Consider the following 20,684-nt stretch of genomic DNA (forward strand, 5'->3'; position numbering starts at 1 on the left):
TTATCGTGGACGGGCATCACGACAGGGGGAGCAGAACGTGACTGATGGTTGGCGAATCGACCCGGGACCCGCGCGCGGTGCCATCGACAACGCGGAAGGGGAGACCCAGGAGTTCCCGACCCTCGAGACGGACCTCGTGTCGGCCTTGAGCGACGCCCTCGCGGCGCTCGGCGGACACGGGCCCTCGACCGCGGCGAAGCTCGCGTCGATCCAGTCGAACCCGTTCGAGATCGACCTGCTCGCCGCCCAGCAGCACATCGAGCGGGCGATCAGTGCCACGCGACAAGCCATCGGCGCCTACGAGGCCGGCGACGAGCAGATGGCGGCGACCTACGAGAACGGTATCCCGCAGTGATCTCCACGAGCGACCTGCAGGAACTGCCCGACCCTGCTGCACTCGAATCGGCGGCCACAGCGCTCGGTACCTTCGGATCACACGTCGTCGCGCGGGTCGAGGCGGTGTCGACCGAGTGGAAGGGACTCGCCGCCGCCGACGTCTACCAGACGCCCGAACGTGACATCGTGCTCGACGCGATGAACAACCCTGCACTCATCGCCGAGATGATCAAGCAGAACGCGGACTTCGCGGCGACGGCGTTGCAGACCTACGCGTCGACCGTGTCCGGGCTGCAGACCCGACGGGCCTCGATCCTCACGGACATCGCCGATGCCAACGAGGCGGAGCGGCAAGTGGCGCAGCAGCCCGATTCGAACACCGCGGAACCCACACCGTCCCCGACCCCCGGCCCTGATCCCGCGACGTCGTCGAGTCACGTCCGAGAGCTCATCGCGACCTTCAACGCGAACGCGCAGCAGGCCGACCAGGACTGCGCCGACGCACTCGGTCGGCTCGAGAAGTACAGCAAGACCGCCGTGCAGTCCTTCGTCGAAGTCGTCGGCGGATCGGGTGTCGTCGGCACCGGTGTCGGTGTCGGATCGTCGGTCGCGGAGGGCGCGCTCGAGCGGTGGCGACGCATCCACATCGTGCCGGAATCGTCGATCAACGTGCAGCTGACGATCCCCATGTGGGACGAGATGGAGAACGGCGTCAAGTACTGGAAGACGCCGAGCGGTGTGCTGTCGCCGCATCCTCCGACGCCGCCCGAACTCCGGCTCACCGGACCGACGTCGAGTCACAGCACGGTCGTCACCGATCCCGAGGTGTCGCGCGGAGCGCTCCCGACCTGGGCGAAGCACCTCGGGAAAGCGCTCGGCATCGGTGGCGCCGCGCTCACCCTCTACTCCGCCGGCCAGGAGCAGTGGGTCGAGGACGAGGAAGAACACCCGGAGTGGTCGACCTCACAGCGCATCGAGAGCAGCCTCGAGAACGTCGTCATCGTCGGCGGGCCCTCGGTCATCCTCGGAACCATCGGAGCGTCCGTCGGCGCATCGGTCGGTGCCGCTGCCGGTGCGGCAGCGGGAGCGGGCGGGGGCACGGTCGTCCTGCCGGTCATCGGGACGATCGGTGTCGGCGCACTCGGTGGAGCCGTCGGCGGGGTCGTCGGCGGTGCTGCCGGAGGTTGGGCGGGCGGCGAAGCGGGCGAAGCACTCGGCACCTGGGGCAAGGAGAACTTCTACGATGGGTCCGAAGCCCAGCGATGGGTGCGAGACACGTGGAAGAAGGTGTTCGGATGACCCCGCTCGGGTTCGTCGTCGTGCTGTTCGCCATCGGGCTCCTCTTCGGCGGCCTCGGAGCGCTGGCCTACGCCGGCGTCTGGCGTTCGTGGATCGGTCGGCTCCACCAGAACGTCGTCTTCGGGTGGTTCTGGTTGGGACTCGCGGTGCTGTCGATGGGACTCGCGGCGAGCTTCATCCGGACGCCGGTCTTCGGGTTCTCCTTCGTGTTCGCTGTCGCCGCCGCCGTGACCGGTGCGCTCGGCCTGTGGATCCTGCTGTCCGGCGTTCCGCGACGGCTCCAGCCCCGTTGGTACCGAGTGGAGCGTGAACGGTGAGCGCCCCGACCGAGGTCGGACCGATGAGCCTGCCGCTGCCCTCGAACTGGGAACGGATCGAGTCGTCCGACAACGTCGTCGTCCTCGCCGCGCCCGAGGTCCCCGAGGCGAGGTTCCGCCCCAACATCGTGCTGACCACGGCGCTCGCCGAGGCGCCACTGCACGTGGTGTCGTCGAACGCGATCGCGTCGATCCTCGCGCTGCAGCCTCGCGCACAGGTGTTCGCGGTCGAACCGAACGACCTCGACGACGTGCTCGGCGTGCCGTCCCGGACCGTCGAGTGGGGTTACGAAGCGGAGCACACCACGGTGCTGGTGCGCCAGTGGATCGCCGTGATCGGTCGACACCAGGTGCACGTCACCGGCAGCTGTGCGGTCGAGGAGTTCATCGACTTCGTCCCGTTCTTCCGGAGTGTGCTGGCAGCGGCATCGATCGCCGACACCGGGACGGACGACGACGACCCGTCGACCGGACGCATCGACCACTCCGACGTCCCCGAGGACAGCCCGTCGGCGTCGCCACGGATCGATCCGGGCGCATCGGACCGGATCGGCGCGACACTCGAAGCCCTCGACGGTGTCGTCCTCGCCCAGCCCCGCCCGGTGGGCCGCTGGATGCTCAGCGACGAAGCGCTCCAGCACCTGTGGTCGCTACGGGGCCGGGGCATCATCTCGCGCGGGAAGCGTCGGTCGCCCGAGGGCGTCGAACTCGCCGAGGCAGGTCTCACCGGCGCGCTCGGTGCGCTCGCCGGCGACGGGCAGCGGATCGCGAACCTGCTCGAACGACCCGGCTACCGGTACGGAGCCGCGGCGGACCACGCTGGTCGCTCGGTCGAGTGGAGCATGTGGCTCGGCGGCGACACCGCGCTGGTGCGCGCACGAGGCAACGTCGCCGACCTGGTCGACGACCGGCTGCGTGACGACACCATCGCGCAGTACGACGTGGTGCCCGCGGGCCGCGCCGTCGGGCACCTGCTCGCCTGGGCGCGGGTATCGCCGGCCTGGGCGATCGCCAGCGACGACGAACTCGTCCTGCCGGCGCAGGTCGTCGACGCACGGATCGCGTCAATCGGGATGCCCGACGGTGCCGCCCCGATCTCCGGGTTCGTCGCAGATCGCCTGTGGCGTGAGCCCGTCTGGATCCGCCTCCGTCTGTGGGGAGACCGGACGCCGTACGGGCTGGACGTCATCGCTGCCGGTGCTGCTGGATGGTTCCGCCGCGATGTGCTGGACGACGGACGGGTGCGTCTGGAGCCGATGCCGTCCGGGTCCGTCCTCCGATCCGTGCTGGCGGTCTTCAGCGCGCCGGACGGGTCGAACGCTCAGTAGTCCGGGCGGATCCATGCCATTCGAACTCTGCTTCGTCAAGAGCGATGACTGCGGTGAGGTTCCTCTCGTTCCGGAGGCGCGTTCCTCGATCCCGTAGTCGACTATTCGAAAATAGGTCGACGAGGTGTCAGCGGAGCAGACCGAGCTCCATCGCCCGGGTCACGGCGCGGGTGCGGTCGTTCACGCCGAGCTTCTCGAAGACGTGGCCGAGGTGGGTCTTCACCGTGGCCTCGCTGAGGAACAGCGCCCGGCCGATCGCCGGGTTGCTGTTGCCCTGGGCGACGAGGCGCAGGACGTCGAGCTCGCGCGGGGTCAGCGACGGGCCGGCCGCGGCGGGGAGCGTGCCCGTCGCTCGACGGACGAGCGCTGCGGCCGCGGAAGGAGCGAGCGCCGTCTCGCCGCGCGCGGTCGCCCGGACGCCGGCGAGGATCTCGGACTCCGGGGCCGCTTTGAGCAGGTAGCCGGTGGCCCCGGCCTCGATCGCCGACAGGATCTGGTCGTCGGACTCGTACGTCGTCAGGATCAGGACACGGACACCCGGTTCCGCCGCGAGGATCTCCGCCGTCGCCGCATCCCCGTCGAGCTCGGGCATCCTGAGGTCCATCAGCACGACGTCGGGGCGCTCGGCCAGCACGACCGACACCGCTGCACGGCCGTCGCTGGCCTGCCCCACCACGTCGATGTCGTCGGCGTCCTGCAACAGCGCGACGATGCCCGACCGGACGATCGGGTGGTCGTCGGCGACCACGACGCGGATCACCGGGTCACCTCTGCCACGGGGTGACGATCGACGGCCGGGAGGCTCGGCTCGGGTCCGGTGGGCAGGCTCGCGTCGACGACGGTGCCGCCGCCCGGGCTGCTCGTGATGGCGCAGGCACCGCCGGAGAGCACCAACCGTTCGTGGAGGCCCCGGAGACCGTGCCCGGCCGTCGGAACGCCGGTGTCGAACCCGACGCCGTCGTCGGTCACACGGACGCCGACCCGTTCGGGCGCGTGCTGCAGGACGATGCGGACCGAGCTGGCATCGGCGTGGGCACGGATGTTCGCGAGGGACTCCTGGACGACCCGGAGCAGCACGACCTGGGCGTCGCGGTCGAGCGGGCCGTCGGTCGCGTCGACCGTCACCGGTGTGCCGGTCTCACGGGTGTACCGCTCGGCGAGGCGGTGCAGGGCCCCGGCGAGGCTGCCGCTCGTGGCACCGGCGACCCCGGCGGCGATGAGGGCGCGGGAGTCCTCGAGCGCCGCTCGTGCCGACTCCTCGAGGACCGCCAGCCGTTCGTCGAGGGCATCGGCGCGGTCGTTCGCCAGGTCCTTGCGGGCACGTTCGGTGAGCATGACGATGCCGGCGAGGTTCTGCGCGACGGTGTCGTGGATCTCGCGGGCCAGGCGCTCCCGTTCGCTCGCGACGCCGGCGCTGCGGTGGGCATTCGCCAGGGACTGCTGGGTGGCGCGGAGTTCGTCGAGGAGCTGGCGGCGCTCCTCGGACAGGCCGGCGACGCTCGAGATCCACACGCCCATCGCGCAGGCACCGATGACGCTGATGCCCTCGATGAGCACGGTGCTGACGAGGGCGTCCGGGCCGCCGGAGACCTGCAGGCCGATGCCGCTCGCGACGCCGACCGCGACCGAGAGCAGGACGGCGGTCCGGACCCGTTCGGACTGCACCCAGACGAGGGGGAACGCGATGCACTGCACGAACGCGGTGCTCGGCACGACGGCGGGCAGCACCGGGGCCGCGACGAGGACCAGCGGCAGGAAGGCCGCGGCGGCACGGGGGCTGTCGTAGCCGCGGTGGCCGAACACGGCGTAGGCGACGACGAGCACCACGACCGCGGTGTACGCGGGCCAGCGCATCGACCACGGGGACCAGCCGAACACGGTGATCACGGCGGTGAGGAGCATCGTGCCCGCGAAGAAGACGTGCAACCACCGGTTGCGCATCCACGTCTCGCCGTTCATGTGCCCAGCATCCCACCAGCGGGGCGCCATCAGGCGTCCTTGCGGTTCCACCGGAACGTCAGCAGGCAGGCCACCGTGCCCAGGACCAGCCACGCTGCCAACACGAGGGCTCCGAGGCCGAGGTGCCACGCGCCTCCCGGCTCACCCGACTCGAACGCACCGGGCAGGAAGACGGACCGCATGCCGGACGCCATCCAGCGCAGGGGGAAGACGGAGGCGACGTCCTGCAACCAGGTGGGGAGCTGCGTGAAGGGCAGGTAGACGCCGGAGATGAACTGCAGCACCAGCACGATCGGGACGATGGTGGCGGTGGCGCGCCGGCCCTCGCGGGGGAGTGCCGAGACCGCGATGCCGAGGACGCAGCTGGTGGCGATGCCGAGGACCATCACGCCGGCGAAGACACCCCAGTTGCTCGCGTCGGTCGGCAGGTCGACGCCGAACACCAGGCTCGCGATCGCCAGCAGCAGCGCGGTCTGCACGAGCGTGGTGACGAGGACCATGCCGATCTTGCCGACGAAGTACGACAGGACCGGGAGCGGTGTGCCGCCGAGACGCTTCAGCGTGCCGTCGCTGCGCTCCGTGGCGATGTCGACGCCCAGGGACTGCGTGCCGGAGAGCAGGATGCCCGTCGCGACCAGGCCGGGCAGGTAGTAGGTGGCGTAGTCGACGCTGACGTCGGGGCCGGCCTGGATGTCGGCGGCGCCGGAGAACGCCACCGAGAACAGCGCCAGCATGATGATCGGGAACAGGAAGGTGAAGAAGACCGCGTCGGGAGCGCGGAAGTAGGTGCGGATCTCGTACGAGATGCGGCTGGTTGCTGTCTTCACTGCTGTCCCACCATGTCGAGGTAGACGTCCTCGAGGGACGGACGGATGACTTCGAGGTCGTGCATGGGCGTCGTGCTGCTTCGGATGAGCGCCGTCGGGTCGGTCGTGCGCTCGTCGTGGTGTCCGCCGTCGTCGTCACGCCAGCGGACCCGGGGCGTGCGGGCCTCGGCGCCGCCGATCTCGTCGATGGGTGCGAGGTCGAGGAGCTTCCCGTCGGCGATGACCGCGGCCCGGTCGGCGAGCTGGGCGGCTTCGTCGAGGTAGTGCGTGGTGAGCAGGATCGTCGTGCCCTCGTGCTGCACGTGGCGCAGGAGATCCCAGAACTGCCGGCGGGCCTCGGGGTCGAAGCCCGTGGTCGGTTCATCGAGGAACAGGACCTCCGGGCGGCCGATGATGCCGAGGGCGACGTCGACGCGGCGGCGCTGGCCACCAGAAAGGCGGCTGATGCGGGTGTTGCGCTGCGTCTCGAGCCCCGTCGCGGTGAGGAGCTCCTCGAAGCTGCGGTGCTTCGGGTACAGCGTGGCGAAGTGGTTCAGCTGCTCGGCGACGGTGACGTTCGGGGACTCCGCGCTGGTCTGCAGGACGATGCCGATGCGTGCGTTGTGGCTGCGGCTCGTGCGGGCGGGGTCGTGGCCGAGGACGCGGACCTCGCCGGCGGTGCGGGAGCGGTAGCCCTCGAGGATCTCGACCGTCGTGGACTTGCCGGCACCGTTGGGGCCGAGGAGGGCGAAGGTCTCGCCCCGTTCGATCGTGAAGGAGACGTCGTCCACGACACGTTTGCCGGTGGCGTACTGCTTGCCGAGGTGCTGGACCTCGATGGCGGGGGACTCGGGCATGGGTCCAGCTTCGCCGCCCGGTGGCCGTGGGGGATCGGCCGGGGCGGTGGTCTCGGCATCGTCCGATCGGGGGATGGTGCCGGCGGGGGAGGTGGTTCGGTTTCCGGCCGGTGACGGTTCTGGTTCGCGATCGTCGGGGATCGTGAACCGAAACCGTCACCGTCTCAGTACTGCGGCCGGATCCAGTCCGTCGGCTGCACGAAGCGGGCGCGGGGCAGGACTTCGTCCGGCTCGGCAGTCCGCACGCTCGTGATGATCGTGTCCTCGCCGTACTCCGACAAGAGGCGGGCGATGCCGTCGCGTTCGTCGATCACCAGTGTCGCGCGGGTCGCCGGGTCCCCGCGGTGCTCGGAGGTCACCAGGATCGAGTGCTCGCCGATGTGCTGGACCAGGACGGGGTGGAAGCTCTCGGGGCCGCGACCCCATCGGAGCATCAGGTCGAGCACGGCCATCCGGACGACGGGATCGGAGACCATGCTCCGGGCGAACGACACCTCGTGCGGGCCGTCGTCGGGGTCGTGCAGCACGCCGTCGCAGTAGGAGACCGGCTTGGCGCGCTGGCGGACGAGCGTCCAGGTCTGCGCGGGCTCGTCGATGTCGACGCGGAACTGTCAGTGCTGCTGCCGGGACTCCTGGTGGATGCCCTCGAGGACGTACCGGGCGCGTCGGCGGAGGGCGGCGAGCTCCTCGGCGATCGCGGGACCGTCGGACTGCGTGAGGAGTTCGTCGAAACGCACGCTGTCAGCATGGCGCACCACGCGCAGTGGACGTCACCCCGTGACGGACTGGAGGCCCGTGGTGACCTGGCGCCGTGCCTCCAGGCCGTGGGGTGTTCGCGTCAGGTTGCGTCAAGCAACGTGCGCGTAGACGGGGAGGATGCAGGTTGTCGGAGTCGAACAGTTCGGAGGGCCCGAGGCCCTCGCCGTCCACGAGGTGCCGGAGCCGCACGCCGGTGCGGGATCCGTGCGGATCCGGGTGCAGGCGTTCGCCGTGAACCCGACCGACACGGGGGTGCGTGCCGGGCAGCGGGACAGCTCGCAGGCCTCGCCGCCGTACGTGCCGGGGATGGACGCCGCCGGCGTCATCGACGAGGTCGGGCCCGACGTCACCGGATGGCAGGTCGGCGACGAGGTCATGGCGATGGCGCTGCCGCTCAGCGCCCACGGTGGCGCCTACGTGCAGGAGCTCGTCGCGCCGGTCGGGTCGTTCACGCGGATTCCTCGTGGGACGTCTCTTCCGCTCGCCTCCACGGTGCCGATGAACGGGCTGACGGCGTTGCAGATCCTGTCGCACGCCTCGCTCGCGCCGGGCCAGACGCTCGCCGTGACCGGGGCTGCTGGGCTGCTCGGGAACTACGTGGTGCAGCTGGCGAAGGCCGCCGGGCTGACCGTGATCGCGGATGCTGCTCCGGCGGACGAGGCTCTGGTCCGGTCGCTCGGGCCGGACCACGTGGTGCCGCGAGGTGCTTCCTTCGCCTCCGCTGTCCGTGACCTCGTGCCGGACGGGGTCGATGCGCTCGCCGATGCTGCCGTGCAGCGCGACGAGGTCGTGGACGCCGTTCGCGACGGGGGAGTGTTCTTCGACGTGCGGGGGTGGCAGGGCAACGGGGACCGGGGGATCGAGTTCGTGCAGATCATGGTCTTCTCGGAGTACCGGTCCTTCGACAAGCTCGAGCAGCTGCGGCATGCGGTGGAGAGTGGGACGTTGACTCCGCGGGTCGCCGAGGTGCTGCCGGCTGCTCGGGCTGTGGAAGCGCATGAGCGGTTGGAGGCTGGGGGGACGCGGGGGCGGCTCGTGCTCAGGTGGTGAGTTGATGATGCGGTGATGCACGGGAGGCGCGGTGCCGGTTGGTGCTGTGGCTCTCGGTCGTCAGCGAGAGATTGCGGCGGGCGCGCCGTACGCGGACGAGGGCTAGTTGGTTTTCGTGTTCGTGAGGTGCGGCCCGATGTAGCCGACGAAGACCTTGCCGGTCCGGTCCGTGTCATCGAAGTAGTGCATGCGTGGAGCGAACGTGTCGCGATGGGTTGGTTTGAAGTGCGCGAACATCTCCCTGGGGACCAGGGCGCCCGTGGAATCGGGGATAGCGAAAACGCGTTCCTGACGCCAGCCCTTGTTCTGCAGAACTGAATCGCTCTCCGTGGAGGCGTGCCGATCGCGTGGGCATCGGGTTCCGATTGGTCCATCGTCATTGGTGAGATACATGTGTAGGTTTCCGCTCCAGCCGCCCGCCTTCGCCTCGGCGTAGTCGTGAAGAACGCGAACGTACAACCACAGCGCGGAAGCGTAGCGCCCGATGGGATCTCGCTCGTCGACAGACAGGGGACCAGCATCGTCGCCGGTGAACTGAACTCTTGCAATCGCCGCGTGTTCTTCGTCACCGGGCGTCAGTCGCGCAACCAGCTCCCTCACGCTTTCAGGATCCGCCCAGGCGCTGTCATCGGGCACGATCGCCAGTTCGGCACGCTGCTCGCTGGTCATCGAAGTGCGGAGCCAATCCCGCTCCCGCCTCAGGTCCAGGGCATCCTGCGCTTCGCTGGCCGCGACCAACTCAAGCTCATCGATGCGCTCGTTGAGCGCGAGAAGTTGATCGGCGAGCCGACCCTCTCGGGCACCGGCTTCAGCGAACAGCTCTTCGTAGGCTGACTTCTCGCCCGCAGCCTTCGCGAGGAGCGAATCCAGAGCATCGAAGTGGTCGTGCTCCAAGTTCGAAGCACCGAGCCACCGTCGCACGAATCGGGCGATCCGGTCTTTCAGCCCGACGGAGAAGGCACCGGATTCTGGCGACTCAATCGAAGAACCGACCGTCGTCGCGGTCGTCCCCGTGTCCGTGGCCGAGGGCGTTTCGTGAGCCTCGTCCGTCGCGAGCGTTGTCTCGACGCGCTCCGCGACGATCGTACTGATCCGAGCGTCCCGAATCCTCCGACTTTCGGCGTCGATGAGCAGTCGCATTCCACGGCGAACGTCCTTCGGGAGTTCGTGGCCGAGGAAGTGCTTCCGGATGCCTTCCGCGTGCAAAGACTGGAGGGGCAAAGCAACTCGGCCGCCACGGATCGAGCGAGCAAAGGTCGCCGGGCCGAGGACACGGTGTCGAGCACCGTCGGCGGGAAGTGCAAAGTCGACGTCCGTCACAAAGGTGCGGACCCGTCCCGGTGAGACAGCATGTGACGGCGGGAGCATTGCAGCGAGAGCAACGGCAGCGGCATCTGTCACGACATACGTGGCCGCCACGCCGACGCTCATCGTGGTCAAGTCGGCGATCGTCCGTTGCCAGACCTCGTCCGTGTCGCGGCTCAGGGAGGTCGCCACGACCACCGGTACTCGGCGTTCTGCGTCGTTGATGACGGCCACGAGCGCTGCGACGTCATCAACATCGACACGGACCGGCGCCGATGTGAGGTGAGCCGCCCCGTCGCGGACGATGGTCCGAGCGAGGAGGTTCTTGACGATGCGAGGAGGTGCGACATCTCGCATCGCTCGCTCCGGCTCAACGTCGAGCATGCCCGCCTCGATCACCACCGCCTCGCCGTTCGACCGAGACGACAGCGCGAACACCGAGATGAGCCAGGTACCACGATCGTTGGTCTCGACGAAACGCGTAAGGCGCCTCCGGGCCCCGTGAGCATCGTCGTCGATGGTGACCGATACAACTGCACTCTTCCCGAGCCGGACGTCGCCTTCGCCGTCCCAGTCCGCAGATTCGAGAGTTCCGCGGTGCTTTGAGCGAAGCTTGGAGCGCAGCCACTGCCGCAGCTCCTCATCGGACAAGTCCAGCGCAGAGACGTCCTCTGGCAGACGAAGCACTGCCCGGTAGCCGACTGCGTGGTCGAGCACTGCTGCCTGCGCAGCTGACGCGCCGGCGCTCCCGGCGACTTCCTGCGTTGCCACGTTTCTCCTCATCGATCAGCCATCCGGCCCAGGTCAACATCGCCTTGAGCAGTCCGAGCGACCCGCTGAGAGGTCAGCGCTACCATCAACGCCATCGTCATACGGTCGCTGACGTTCTGCGTCATCCTCGTTCCACCGAAGAGCGCGAGCGTCTCGCGCAAGAGTGACGTCTCGGACCGAGGTCCGCCGTGACGGACCAGGTGGACCATCGCATTGCCGATCTCCCGGAGCGCGACGACCTCGACCGGCCGGGAGTCCTGAGGAGTGGATGCCCGGAAGCCCGACCAGCCTTCGGGGTCGACGCCGATCGGCCAGACGAAGCGCTCCAACGCACTCCAGCGCAGCATGGGTGGCACGAGCGCCGAGATCGCCAGCGCCCGAGCAGCGTGCACGCGATCCAGCCCGAACGAGTTCGCGACCAGGCGCACCAAACGCTCCTCGGCGATCGGCCCCTCCGCCTGGACCACCTCGACCAACAGCGCCTGGACACGAGCAGCGTTCTGCGGAAGATCGATCGCGTCGAGGACGGAGACATCCCCGTGCAGATCAGCCTGCGACCACGGACGGAACCGTTCGACCTCTCCGGTCGCGACCACTTCACGAGCGAGGTCGTTTTGCTCGACCTGCGTGGCAGGGGCGACGTGCGAGCGCGACGTGCCTGGCCCATCGGGGCCGCCGCCCCCAGCGCGAGCGTCGAGGCGGACGTCGACTGGGTCATCCGAGGGCTCGGGAGTTGGTTCGACGAGGTCTGCCCGGGCTGCGAAGTCGATCGGGGACACCGGAAGCGAGTGGTCAACAGTGGACCCGTCCGGACCTCCTGAGAACGCCAGCTCCCCTCGCAGCTCCTCGAGCGCCTCGTCGATCGCCGTCGAAACGGCGGCTGTCGCCTCAGCGGCAACGACTCGCTCCTCATGCGCCTTCTGGAGCGAGTCGACGATCGAGTCGACCACGACGTCGTGGTCCGCCAGCCACTGCGGCATCCACACCCGTCGGACGCTCGGCCAGTGCATCAGGTTCTCGAGGACCTCCAGGGGGAGTGCGTCCCGGTCAGCGACCGTAGCGCGTGCTGCCCAGGCGGGGGTGTCGAGCAACACCGCGAGCAGCGGCTCCGTCGGGTTCGACGCGTGGGCCACCGCGATGTCGACCTTGAAGTCGGACAGACCCACGTCCGTCTGGACGGCGAGCCCGCGCGCAGCCAGCTCCGAGGCGATCTCGTCGCGATGCCGATCCGTCAAGATGGCGTCGTCCCGTGCGCCGAGGGCCGCTCGGGCACCGCGCTGTGCGAGCTCGAGGTACGCGCGCAGGTGCTTGATGCCCAATGAGGTCGTCTCGTCAGCGCGGAGGTCCTGCGGGTCGAAACTCGAGAACAGCACCACCTGCCGTCGTGCACGGGTCACCGCCACGTTCAGTCTCCGCTCACCGCCAGGGCTCGTGAGCGGCCCGAAGTTGAGCGGGAGGATGCCCCGCGAATTCTTGCTGAAGGCGGTGGAGAACAGAATCGTGTCGCGCTCGTCGCCCTGCACGTTCTCGAGGTTCTTCACGAACAAGCCGTCCACGGCCGAATCGAGCGCCTCGTTGATGCGTGGGTCTTCGAGCGCACGCAGGAGTTCCTCCACCAGGGACCGCTGCTGCGCGTTGAAGGTCACGACACCGAGCGACGGGACGAGGTCGGACGAAGCCGCGAACCGCCGCTGGATCTCCGCGACGATCGCGCGGGCCTCGACCGGGTTCGTCCGGAGGTTCTGCCGGGTCGTACCCTCCTGCCCTGCGCGCATGAACTGGCCGTCGACGCGTCGGAGGGACACCCCGTGACCGTCGACGCCTGCGGATGCCTCACCGAGAGCAGGTGCGGGGAAGGACGTGAGCTGGTCGTCGTAGTAGTACCGGTTGCTGAACGCGATGAGCGACTCGTCCTGGCTGCGGTAGTGCCAGGTCAACTGGAAACGGTCCACGCGGGCCTGCACACACTGGGCGAGAATCGACTCCTCGTCGACCGCCACCTGTTCGGCGGCGCCGTTCTCGTCGTCGTCCGAGTCGTCGATCGAGGTCTCCGCAAACGAGGTCGGTGGCATCTGCTTCGAGTCACCGACCACGACCACCGCCTTCGCCCGCCCCATGGCACCGATCGCGTCCGCCACTCGCACCTGCGAGGCTTCGTCGAAGACGACGAGGTCGAACAGGCCCGGTGTTGCTTCGAAGAACCGTGCGACTGAGTCGGGGCTCACCAGGACGCAAGGGGTCAGTTCGGTCACGTACTGGCCGTATCGCGACATGAGCTCGCGGACTGGCATGAGCTTGCGCACCTTCGACGAGCGCACCTCGGCGAGGAACTGCCCGGCGCCGCCGGACGCGGTGGTCTCGTTGAACGTCCGCCGGGTGACGACCTTCTCGGGAATGACACGCGGGAGGTGCTCCCGCAGGTCACGAGCGGCGTCGACGTACCGTCCGATCTTGTGTTCGTGGGCGGCAGGGTCGAACTGGTCGAGCCCCGTGGCGCGTGCCCGTTCGAGTCGCATCGCGGTCGCGAGCCCCCGGTCGAAGGCCTCGAGCGCGTCCTCGGATCCCTGGGCGCCGGTCAGCAGGACCTCGTACGCGTCGAGCAGTCCCGCGACGCGGAGCGGCTCGAGGACCGACAGCCAGTCCGCCCAGGCCTCGGGAGTGCACCCCTCACGAGATGCTCCCGAACGCCCGTCGCGGGTCGCGTTCCAGCGGTTGGTCGGCAGCTCTTCGCCGAGCCAGCGGAGCCACGCCGCGCTCGAGGCGAGCACTTCGAGAGCGGACGAGAATGCGACGACCTGGTCGCGGAGCTCGGGCTGCGGAGCACCGGAACGGGTCGTGTAGGCGAACAACGATCGACGGAACTGTCGGTCCTTCGCATCCTCGCTCGTACCGCCGGTCACATCGGCCAACCAGCTCAACCACCGGACCTCGGTCGCGAGCGACGCAGGGGCGTCCTGGTCGAGCGGACTCCATCCCGCGCGGATGACGAGGCCCGGGATCACAGCGATGCTGCTCGCGAGGTCCCGAGCAGCCTGCTGCATGTCCGCCGCGCGCGCCGTCAGCGCCACGAGCCGGTCCGGGTCGACGACCACACCCGGAACCCCGTGCGGCGCGAGTTCGTCGGCAACGCTCTGAAGGCGTTTCTTGCGACCGAAGATGCTCGACGTCGCGGCGGTGGCGGCCTCCCTGGCGATCGCAGCGAGATCCGCTCGAAGCGACTCCGGGCGGATCACTGCGAGCACGTCGGCGTAGCGCTGCGAGAACGAGTGGACCTGGTCCTGAACGGCGGCTGTCGCATCACGCCACCGCTGCGTCCCGGCTTCGGTGAGGACGGCCGCGGTGACCGGCGGTGCCTCGACGATCGAGGCGAGGGCTCGGAAGTGCTCTGGCCTCGTAGCGTTGGTCAGGGCTTCGGCGTAGGAGCCGAGCGTCGGGTCGTCGCGCGCCGGGACCATGTCGACCGCACGATCGAACGCAACGGCGCGGGCACGCAGGACTTCGGGATCAGTACCGGCCGAGGCGAAGGCCCATGGGTGGTCGGCGACCGGGCGCGCCCGCAGTGCGACGTCCGGCGCTTCTCTGAGCGCTCGACGGATCGAGTTGATGTCCGACTCGGTGATGCGTGCCGCGACGTCGACCGGGATCTCGAGTGTCCGCGTGATGTCTGCGGTCGCGAGCTCCGAGTTGCGTGCCATGTAGAACGAGCGACCAGATTCGTTCGTCTCGTGCAGCCTCCGGGCGTACCGGCTGAGGCCGCGGCGGTTCTGCGAGACTGCGTCGCCGGTGCGGACCACTGCTTCCTGGTCGACCCGCGGCCGTTGCGCGAGAGCCTCTCGGAGACGAGCGCGAACCTCAGCGGGCTTCGCTCCCTTGTCGTGCAGGTCGAGGGTGAAGGGCGCGAGTCCGACCGCGTCGAGTCGTCGTTGAACGACCTGGAGGGCGGCGCGCTTCTCTGCAACGAACAGCACGCGCCTGCCGTCGGCGATCGACTTCGCAAGCAGGTTCGTGATGGTCTGCGACTTCCCCGTTCCAGGCGGGCCCTCGAGCACGAACGTGCGGCCGGCCATCGCAGCAGCGACCGCCTCGAGTTGCGAAGAGTCAGCCGGCACGGGGAGGTCGGACAACAGCTCGTCGAGCTCGTCCGTCCCGGCCGAGGCGTGTTCGAGGTCGACCTGGTCGCCGACGAAGCGCTCGGTCGGTGACTCGATCAGGTGCTGCACGAGCGGATTGGTCGACAGTGCCGCCCAGTTCTCGTCGAGGTCCTTCCAGAGGCGGAACTTCGCGAACTGCAGGATGGCGAGGTCGACCGTGGGTTCGACGACGGCGTCGATGCCGGCACGGAGGATCGCCGCTCGCGTGCCCGCCAGGACCTGCTCCACGTCGATGCCCGACGCGTCGGACTTCGGGTCGGCGAGCGCAGGGATCCGGATGCGGTGCTCGGCCCAGATCTTCTCGAGGAGGCAGTAGTTCGGAGTGGACATGCCGGATTCGTCGAGGACGACTTCATACGCGCCGCCGCGCGTCCGGGCTTTCAGCGTGACGGGCACGAGGATGAGCGGGGAACGGACCTGCTTGCTCTTGACCGTCCAGACCATCGACCCGAGTGCGATGTACAGGTTGTTGGATCCGGTCTCCTCGACGACGGTCTTCGCCTTGTGCGCGAGCGTCTGGAAGTGGCGTGAGTAGCGGTCGACGGAGACGTCCCCGTAGACCGTCTTATTGCCTCGGAACAGCTCGGTCTTGTCATCATCGGGGAGGGACGCCGCTGACCGCACTCCGCGTTGCAGGAGCACCTCGGGGAGGTCGTTCGAGGCCCGGATCGTGAAGGGCTTGCCGGAGTTCAGGTAGTCCTCGAACTCGGCGAGTCCATTCGACGCCAGGTGCAGCTCAAAGCGGGCCCGGTCCGTGAAGTTGATCAGGCGGTTCCGCAGGCTCAGGTCGAGCAGGTTGTTCTTCCACTGCTTCACGCGAGGGGGCGTGGAGTCCTCTGCGGACTCGGTCGCTGCACCGGAGTTCGCTGGAACGTACTCAGCGAGACGCGCGTGCTCGACCTGGTACTCAACGACTCGCACCTCTCCGTCCTCGGTGACGGTCCTCGCCGGCAACGGGAGGATCTCGCTCCGGCGTGCGAGGAAGACGTCGACGACACCCTGGATGTCGTGGAGCTCCTCCGACAGGTGACGTGCCCCGGCGGCGATCACGTCGGCGAGCGAAGCCGCCAAGCCGTCCGTGGTGAGCATCGTGGTCTCGATCGGCGTCACGGCACCGATGTCGACCAGGTTCTTCAGCGTGACCCCGGGGGAGACGAGTGACGGCATCGGTGTGTCGAAGCGCGTGTAGGCGAGGAAGGCGTGCCGGCGCATGACGACTAGCAGCGGGCGGATCCCCGCCCACTCCAGCGCAGCAGCCAACACCACCGTCGTGTCGAGGCAGGTGCCGAACCGGCCTTCGAGCACTTCTGCCGGGGTCCTCACCTGCTGACCCGCGCCGGCCCAGCTCGCGGGCGGCATGCTGTAGCGGACCTGTCGGTCCCGCATCGCCCGCACGATCGCAGCGACCGTCTCATCGACGCGCTCCGGCCCCTCCTGGTAGCCGCTCAGGCTCGCTCGCCCCGTCTCGGCCGCCAAGATCGTCGACGCCTCGTCGAGCAGCGAGGTCAGCGCCGGATGATTCGGCTGCACGTGTGCCGCGAGCATCTCCTCCGACAGCTGGGTGCCGCCGTCGACCCACTGGTGGGCGGCAACGAGGTGAACCTCAGCGGCGGCCGTGGCGAGAAGCTCGTCGCCGTCGCGAAGCGTGGCCGTGACGACGGCAGGACGAGCGGCCTCGACCGTCGCGGTGACGGCCGGGTCGAGCCGGAACCCGAGGTCGTGCTTCTCGATCTCGGACTGGGGCGCGAGGTCGAAGAAGTGCTCCCTCGGCTCGCCGAGCGAGAGCCCGGCAGAGGAGACCTCGATGGTGAGCCGCGCGTCTCGGACGTTCGCGCCGTCGTGACGGATGCGGACAGCGTTCACCACCGCGATCCGGTTGTGCGCCATCGCGTAGCTGATGAGCGGTGCGCACTCGATCGCGAGTTTCGTGGACCTCGTCGCGGCCCCTGCCGCGCCCGATGCCGATGCAGCCGAGGCAGAATAGGTTGCCGAGGCTGCGTGCGTCGCCTCCACGGGCGCCGTGGTCGCGCGCGTCGCGGTCCGCTCTGCCATTGACGACTGGAACGCCCGCCGGAGCTCGGTCGCCTCCGCAGCTTGCTCCTCGGCACCCACGGCCTCGAGGAGGCGGACTGTCGTGTCGAGGGCCCGGTAGGTGTCTGCTTCGTCGAAGACGGCGTTGTGTGCCCATCGGTTCCGGACATCGCGCAGCTCGCCGGCGAGTCGTCGCCCGTTGTGGTCGAGGTCGAAGGGGAATCCGAGCTGCGGCAACTTCTCTGTCAGGGCACGGAGGACCACCTGCAGGTCGTGTTCGTCGTACTGGGTGTTCGACCGGCCGTGCTTCTGCTGGTCGAGCAGCTGGATGAGTTGGGGCCACCGCGCTCCGGACGAGATGCGGGGCTGCAGGACGTCACTGACGAACGGCTCCAGGCCGGCGACCGCGACTCGTAGCGCTGCTCCGACGTACTCGACGTCCTCGGGGCCGTTCATCATCGCAGCGTCCTCTCGTGCAGGTCGTGAGCGCGGTTCGGTGAACGGCGCTTCCGGAGCAGCCGACGGTTGTACGGGAACCCCCGCCGACACCGACTCACCTTGCCACGAGCCGCCGTCATCACTGGCACGGGCTGAAATGAGCGCTGAATCGAGCGTCGCCTCGTCGACCATCGGGACACCGTACTGCCGCGCCTTCTTCGCCTTGCCGCTCAGGCTGTCCAGGTCTGCCGCGACGAGGAGGGTCGTCTTCTTCGTCACCGCGGCGCCCACGGTGACACCGAGCGCGCGCAGCTCGTCTTCGATTTCCGCTCGGGGGCGACGCATCTCGCCCGTCAGCACGACGATCGTCGCTGCGTCGAGCTGTGGCCGCGGCTCAGCAGCCGGTGTGCCGAACGGCATCGGGCTCCCGGCGGACCGTGCGAGCGCCGCCCGCACGACGTCGGACGGGACGCGCAGCAGTTCGGCCACGAGGTCGACTTGCGCCCGTTCGGAGGGATCGAGCACGCCGTCGCACAGGGCGGCGCGGGCGAGCGTGTGCACGTACTCCTGGTGGAGTTGGGCACGCTGATCCGCCGGCATCGCGAGGTGCTCGGCGAGATCGTCGAGCGCGACTGATTCGTCGATGCTGAGGAACCCGTCCGCGACGGCGCGGTCGACGAGTGCGAGGTACTCCCGCTCGATGTGGTCGGTGCTCGCCGGCAGGAGTTCGACCGCGCGGTCCATCGCGCTCGTGGCTGGGGCGGCCGAGGTGCGGCGTCGGGGCAGCCACTCCGGTCCACTCGCTCGGGGGTGTCCCCACGTGAGTGTGACGCCGGTCTCGAGACGTTCGTCCCAGCGCCGCCGGTCCTCCGCGGGGTCCTGCATGTAGGCGCCGAGGAGCCGAGCGGTCGCGCGGGCATCCGCGAGTGCTTCGTGCGCGTCGACCAGGTCGATGTCGAACGCGGAGCAGCAGTCGGCGAGGTTCCGCGCGGCGCCGGGCAGGAAGGTGCTCGCGAGCCGCATCGTGCACACCGAGTTGTCCGTCGTGCACGGGAACGGCGCGCCGGCGCGAGCGAACTCCGCCTGCAGGAAGGAGACCTCGAAGCGCACGTTGTGGGCGACGAGCGTCCGTCCCTGAAGGAGGTCGGTCAGGTCGCCGACGATGTCCCCGAACGTCGGCGCACCGATGACGTCCGCTCCGCGGAGACGGTGGATGCGCGTGGGCCCGAGGTCTCGGTTCGGGTTGACGACTGTCTCGAACTCGCGCTCGATCCGCCCGTGTTCGTCGACGAGGACGACGGCGATCTCGATCACTCGGTGGCCTGTCTTGGGAGACAGCCCCGTCGTCTCGAGGTCGACCACTGCGAAGCCCTTGTTGGTCACCGGTTGTTTCCTTCCCGGGCGCGGACTCCTACCCAGAGCCCGTCCCGTGCTCGTGTCATACCGACGTACAGCTCTCGTTTTCCGCGCTCGTGACGTTCACGGGCTGCGTCGGACCATCCTTCGCCCGCGGCATCGAGCAGCCGGGGGTCGACGTGCGCGAGGAGCACCTGCTTGAACTCCAAACCCTTCGCACGTTTGACGGTCCCCACTCGAACCCCGTCGGAGCTCCGCCCCGCGTACTGCTGCAGTGAGACGGTCGCGACGCCAGCTCGCCCGAGCGCCTCCATTACATCGTTCGCCTGCCGGTTCGTCGCCGTGAGGATGCCGACGTCACCGTGACCGGTCCCGACCAGCCGGAGGACCTCGGTCAACCGGTCGAGCATCGCCCGGTCGTGGTCCGCACGACTCGCGAACTGCGTCGTCGTCGGGGCGGCACCGGAGCGGGAGACGTCGGACACCGCGTCACCGACTCCGTCGACACCCTCGATGTCCACGAACTGGTCGTCCGCCACCATCTCCTTCGCGAACTCGAGGATCTCGGCGGTGTTCCGGTGGTTCACGTCGAGCACGACACCGCGTCCGGACAGGCTGATGCCGACCTCGCCGAGCGTGTACCCGCCGGGGTAGATCGTCTGCTGGCCGTCGCCGATGAGCGTCAGGCCGTCGGTCCGGTCACCCACGAGCTGGTGCACCAGCGAGACCATCGCGCAGGACAGGTCCTGCGCCTCGTCCACGATGACCGCGTCGTACCGCTCGAGCGGCACCGCGCGGACCGCGTCGCGTTGGGCCTCCCGTCCAGGAGTGCGGAACGCGATGCCGCGTTCCTTCAGCAGGCGCGTGGCGAACGCGTGGACGCCCATGAAGTCGACGCGACCGACCATGTCGGGCGCGAGGCGTTCGAGGAGGGACTCGAGGACCTTCGGCAGGGTGCTGATGTACGTCGTGAACAGCACGCGACCGCCGGTCGCGCGTGCGAGGTACGCGGCCCGGTGCAGGCCGACGACGGTCTTGCCGGTGCCGGCAGCGCCGCGGATGCGTGCCGGGCCGTTGAAGCTGCGGCGGACGAGCTTGGCCTGTGCCGGGTCGAGGAACGCCATCCAGTCCTCGATCGGCGCTTCGAGCACGCCGTCGAGGAGCTGGTCGGTCAGCTCGTCGTCCGCGGTGTCGACCGTCGGGACGAGTACGTCGGGTTCGCGGGGGAGTACCGGTGCCGGGACGACGACCTGTGGCGGTGTTGCTCCGCCGTCGCCGATCACGGGGAAGTGGTGCAGCATCGCGGCGAGGACCTCGTCGACGCGGGACGCGGACAATCGGGCTCCACGCTTCGTGATGTGGCCGACGAGGTCGTGTGCCCCGATGACATCGACCGAGGCGACGCGAGCGTGCATGCGCTTCTGGCCTGCGAGTGCGGCGACCGCATGCACCTCGCCGGGCGCCAGGCCCGTGTCCGCCAGTGCTGCCTCGGTGCTGTACGCGAGATCGGCGAGTCGGGCGATGTCGTCGGTGACGTCCTCTTGGCCGCGGGTGATCCGGTCGCCGTGGACCGCGACCTCGCGCCAGGCCTTCGTGTCGACGATGAAGACGCCGGCGCGGCCGACGACGACCATGTCGACCTGCGCTGTGCGGCTGCCTGGCCAGCTGCGGTCCGCGAGCAGGTGGTAGCCGATGCCGGCGAGGGGGGCGAGGATCCGCGCGGTCTCGCTCTCGGTGCGGTGGGCGATCTCGAAGCGGGCAGCGCGTTGCTCGGCGTCGTCCGCCTGGCGGCGGAGTTCGCGTGCATGGCTGCGCTGGCGGTGTGCCTCGACCCCTGCGGATTCTCCGGCCATCGTCATGGTGTTGCCCCTCGGAGGATCTGTTCGTCTCGACCGTTCGCCGTCCCCGGAGCGTGCGGTGC

Annotated in this window: 14 protein-coding genes; 5 read left to right on the plus strand and 9 right to left on the minus strand. The window is 69.1% G+C overall.

Annotated elements, in window-relative coordinates; translation table 11 throughout:
* Positions 1 to 37 precede the first annotated feature (37 nt).
* From DEJ29_RS06725 to DEJ29_RS06740, 4 genes are read left to right on the plus strand one after another with little or no spacing between them, the layout of a single operon-like run.
* Positions 38 to 355, plus strand: a complete 318-nt coding sequence (locus DEJ29_RS06725; protein WP_071247155.1) for a DUF6507 family protein — start codon at positions 38 to 40, stop codon at positions 353 to 355.
* Positions 352 to 1,635, plus strand: a complete 1,284-nt coding sequence (locus tag DEJ29_RS06730) for a hypothetical protein (protein ID WP_111095096.1) — start codon at positions 352 to 354, stop codon at positions 1,633 to 1,635. Before DEJ29_RS06725 ends, DEJ29_RS06730 begins: the two co-directional genes overlap by 4 nt.
* Positions 1,632 to 1,952 carry a hypothetical protein gene (locus tag DEJ29_RS06735; protein WP_071247159.1) on the plus strand — a complete coding sequence of 107 codons (321 nt, stop codon included), beginning with the start codon at positions 1,632 to 1,634 and terminating at the stop codon, positions 1,950 to 1,952. The genes DEJ29_RS06730 and DEJ29_RS06735 overlap by 4 nt, the downstream gene beginning before the upstream one ends.
* Positions 1,949 to 3,280: a hypothetical protein gene (locus DEJ29_RS06740; RefSeq protein ID WP_111095095.1), complete on the plus strand. Its 1,332-nt coding sequence runs from the start codon at positions 1,949 to 1,951 to the stop codon at positions 3,278 to 3,280. The genes DEJ29_RS06735 and DEJ29_RS06740 overlap by 4 nt, the downstream gene beginning before the upstream one ends.
* Before the next feature lie 127 nt (positions 3,281 to 3,407).
* On the opposite strand, the gene DEJ29_RS06745 is transcribed toward DEJ29_RS06740, so the two are convergent.
* From DEJ29_RS06745 to DEJ29_RS06770, 6 genes are all read right to left on the minus strand, one after another.
* On the minus strand, positions 3,408 to 4,040 hold the full coding sequence (locus DEJ29_RS06745; protein ID WP_111095094.1) for a response regulator transcription factor: 633 nt from the start codon (positions 4,038 to 4,040) through the stop codon (positions 3,408 to 3,410).
* On the minus strand, positions 4,037 to 5,239 hold the full coding sequence (locus DEJ29_RS06750; protein WP_181438204.1) for a sensor histidine kinase: 1,203 nt from the start codon (positions 5,237 to 5,239) through the stop codon (positions 4,037 to 4,039). Before DEJ29_RS06750 ends, DEJ29_RS06745 begins: the two co-directional genes overlap by 4 nt.
* Before the next feature lie 29 nt (positions 5,240 to 5,268).
* Positions 5,269 to 6,066 (minus strand): ABC transporter permease, encoded by a 798-nt coding sequence (locus DEJ29_RS06755; RefSeq protein WP_111023905.1) that lies wholly within the window; start codon positions 6,064 to 6,066, stop codon positions 5,269 to 5,271.
* Complete coding sequence (locus tag DEJ29_RS06760) at positions 6,063 to 6,902, minus strand: ABC transporter ATP-binding protein (RefSeq protein ID WP_181438203.1); 840 nt, start codon at positions 6,900 to 6,902, stop codon at positions 6,063 to 6,065. Before DEJ29_RS06760 ends, DEJ29_RS06755 begins: the two co-directional genes overlap by 4 nt.
* 164 nt (positions 6,903 to 7,066) lie before the next feature.
* Positions 7,067 to 7,429, minus strand: coding sequence for a hypothetical protein (locus tag DEJ29_RS06765; protein WP_111095091.1), 363 nt, complete (start codon positions 7,427 to 7,429; stop codon positions 7,067 to 7,069).
* Positions 7,430 to 7,513: 84 nt separating this feature from the next.
* Entirely contained in the window at positions 7,514 to 7,639 is a 126-nt protein-coding gene (locus tag DEJ29_RS06770) for a hypothetical protein (protein WP_258375951.1), read from the minus strand.
* 139 nt (positions 7,640 to 7,778) lie between these two features.
* Between DEJ29_RS06770 and DEJ29_RS06775 the strand changes: the two genes are divergently transcribed.
* Positions 7,779 to 8,711: an NADP-dependent oxidoreductase gene (locus DEJ29_RS06775; RefSeq protein ID WP_111095090.1), complete on the plus strand. Its 933-nt coding sequence runs from the start codon at positions 7,779 to 7,781 to the stop codon at positions 8,709 to 8,711.
* 102 nt (positions 8,712 to 8,813) lie between these two features.
* On the opposite strand, the gene DEJ29_RS06780 is transcribed toward DEJ29_RS06775, so the two are convergent.
* The 3 genes from DEJ29_RS06780 to DEJ29_RS06790 are packed head-to-tail and all read right to left on the minus strand — an operon-like array spanning position 8,814 to position 20,622.
* Positions 8,814 to 10,787 carry a hypothetical protein gene (locus tag DEJ29_RS06780; RefSeq protein ID WP_111095089.1) on the minus strand — a complete coding sequence of 658 codons (1,974 nt, stop codon included), beginning with the start codon at positions 10,785 to 10,787 and terminating at the stop codon, positions 8,814 to 8,816.
* An 8-nt stretch (positions 10,788 to 10,795) separates the two neighbouring features.
* Positions 10,796 to 18,790, minus strand: a complete 7,995-nt coding sequence (proA, locus tag DEJ29_RS06785; RefSeq protein ID WP_111095088.1) for an anti-phage protein ProA — start codon at positions 18,788 to 18,790, stop codon at positions 10,796 to 10,798.
* Positions 18,787 to 20,622: a nuclease-related domain-containing DEAD/DEAH box helicase gene (locus tag DEJ29_RS06790; RefSeq protein ID WP_220037332.1), complete on the minus strand. Its 1,836-nt coding sequence runs from the start codon at positions 20,620 to 20,622 to the stop codon at positions 18,787 to 18,789. The genes proA and DEJ29_RS06790 overlap by 4 nt, the downstream gene beginning before the upstream one ends.
* Positions 20,623 to 20,684 lie beyond the last annotated feature (62 nt).

The organism is Curtobacterium sp. MCPF17_021 (assembly GCF_003234605.2).
Classification (GTDB): Bacteria; Actinomycetota; Actinomycetes; order Actinomycetales; family Microbacteriaceae; genus Curtobacterium; species Curtobacterium flaccumfaciens.

Bases quoted from the DNA above. Each gene is read 5' to 3' on its own strand.
- DEJ29_RS06790 (WP_220037332.1), bottom strand. From the start codon at position 20,622: ATGACGATGGCCGGAGAATCCGCAGGGGTCGAGGCACACCGCCAGCGC.
- DEJ29_RS06760 (WP_181438203.1), bottom strand. From the start codon at position 6,902: ATGCCCGAGTCCCCCGCCATCGAGGTCCAGCACCTCGGCAAGCAGTAC.
- DEJ29_RS06775 (WP_111095090.1), top strand. From the start codon at position 7,779: ATGCAGGTTGTCGGAGTCGAACAGTTCGGAGGGCCCGAGGCCCTCGCC.
- DEJ29_RS06735 (WP_071247159.1), top strand. From the start codon at position 1,632: ATGACCCCGCTCGGGTTCGTCGTCGTGCTGTTCGCCATCGGGCTCCTC.
- DEJ29_RS06750 (WP_181438204.1), bottom strand. From the start codon at position 5,239: ATGAACGGCGAGACGTGGATGCGCAACCGGTGGTTGCACGTCTTCTTC.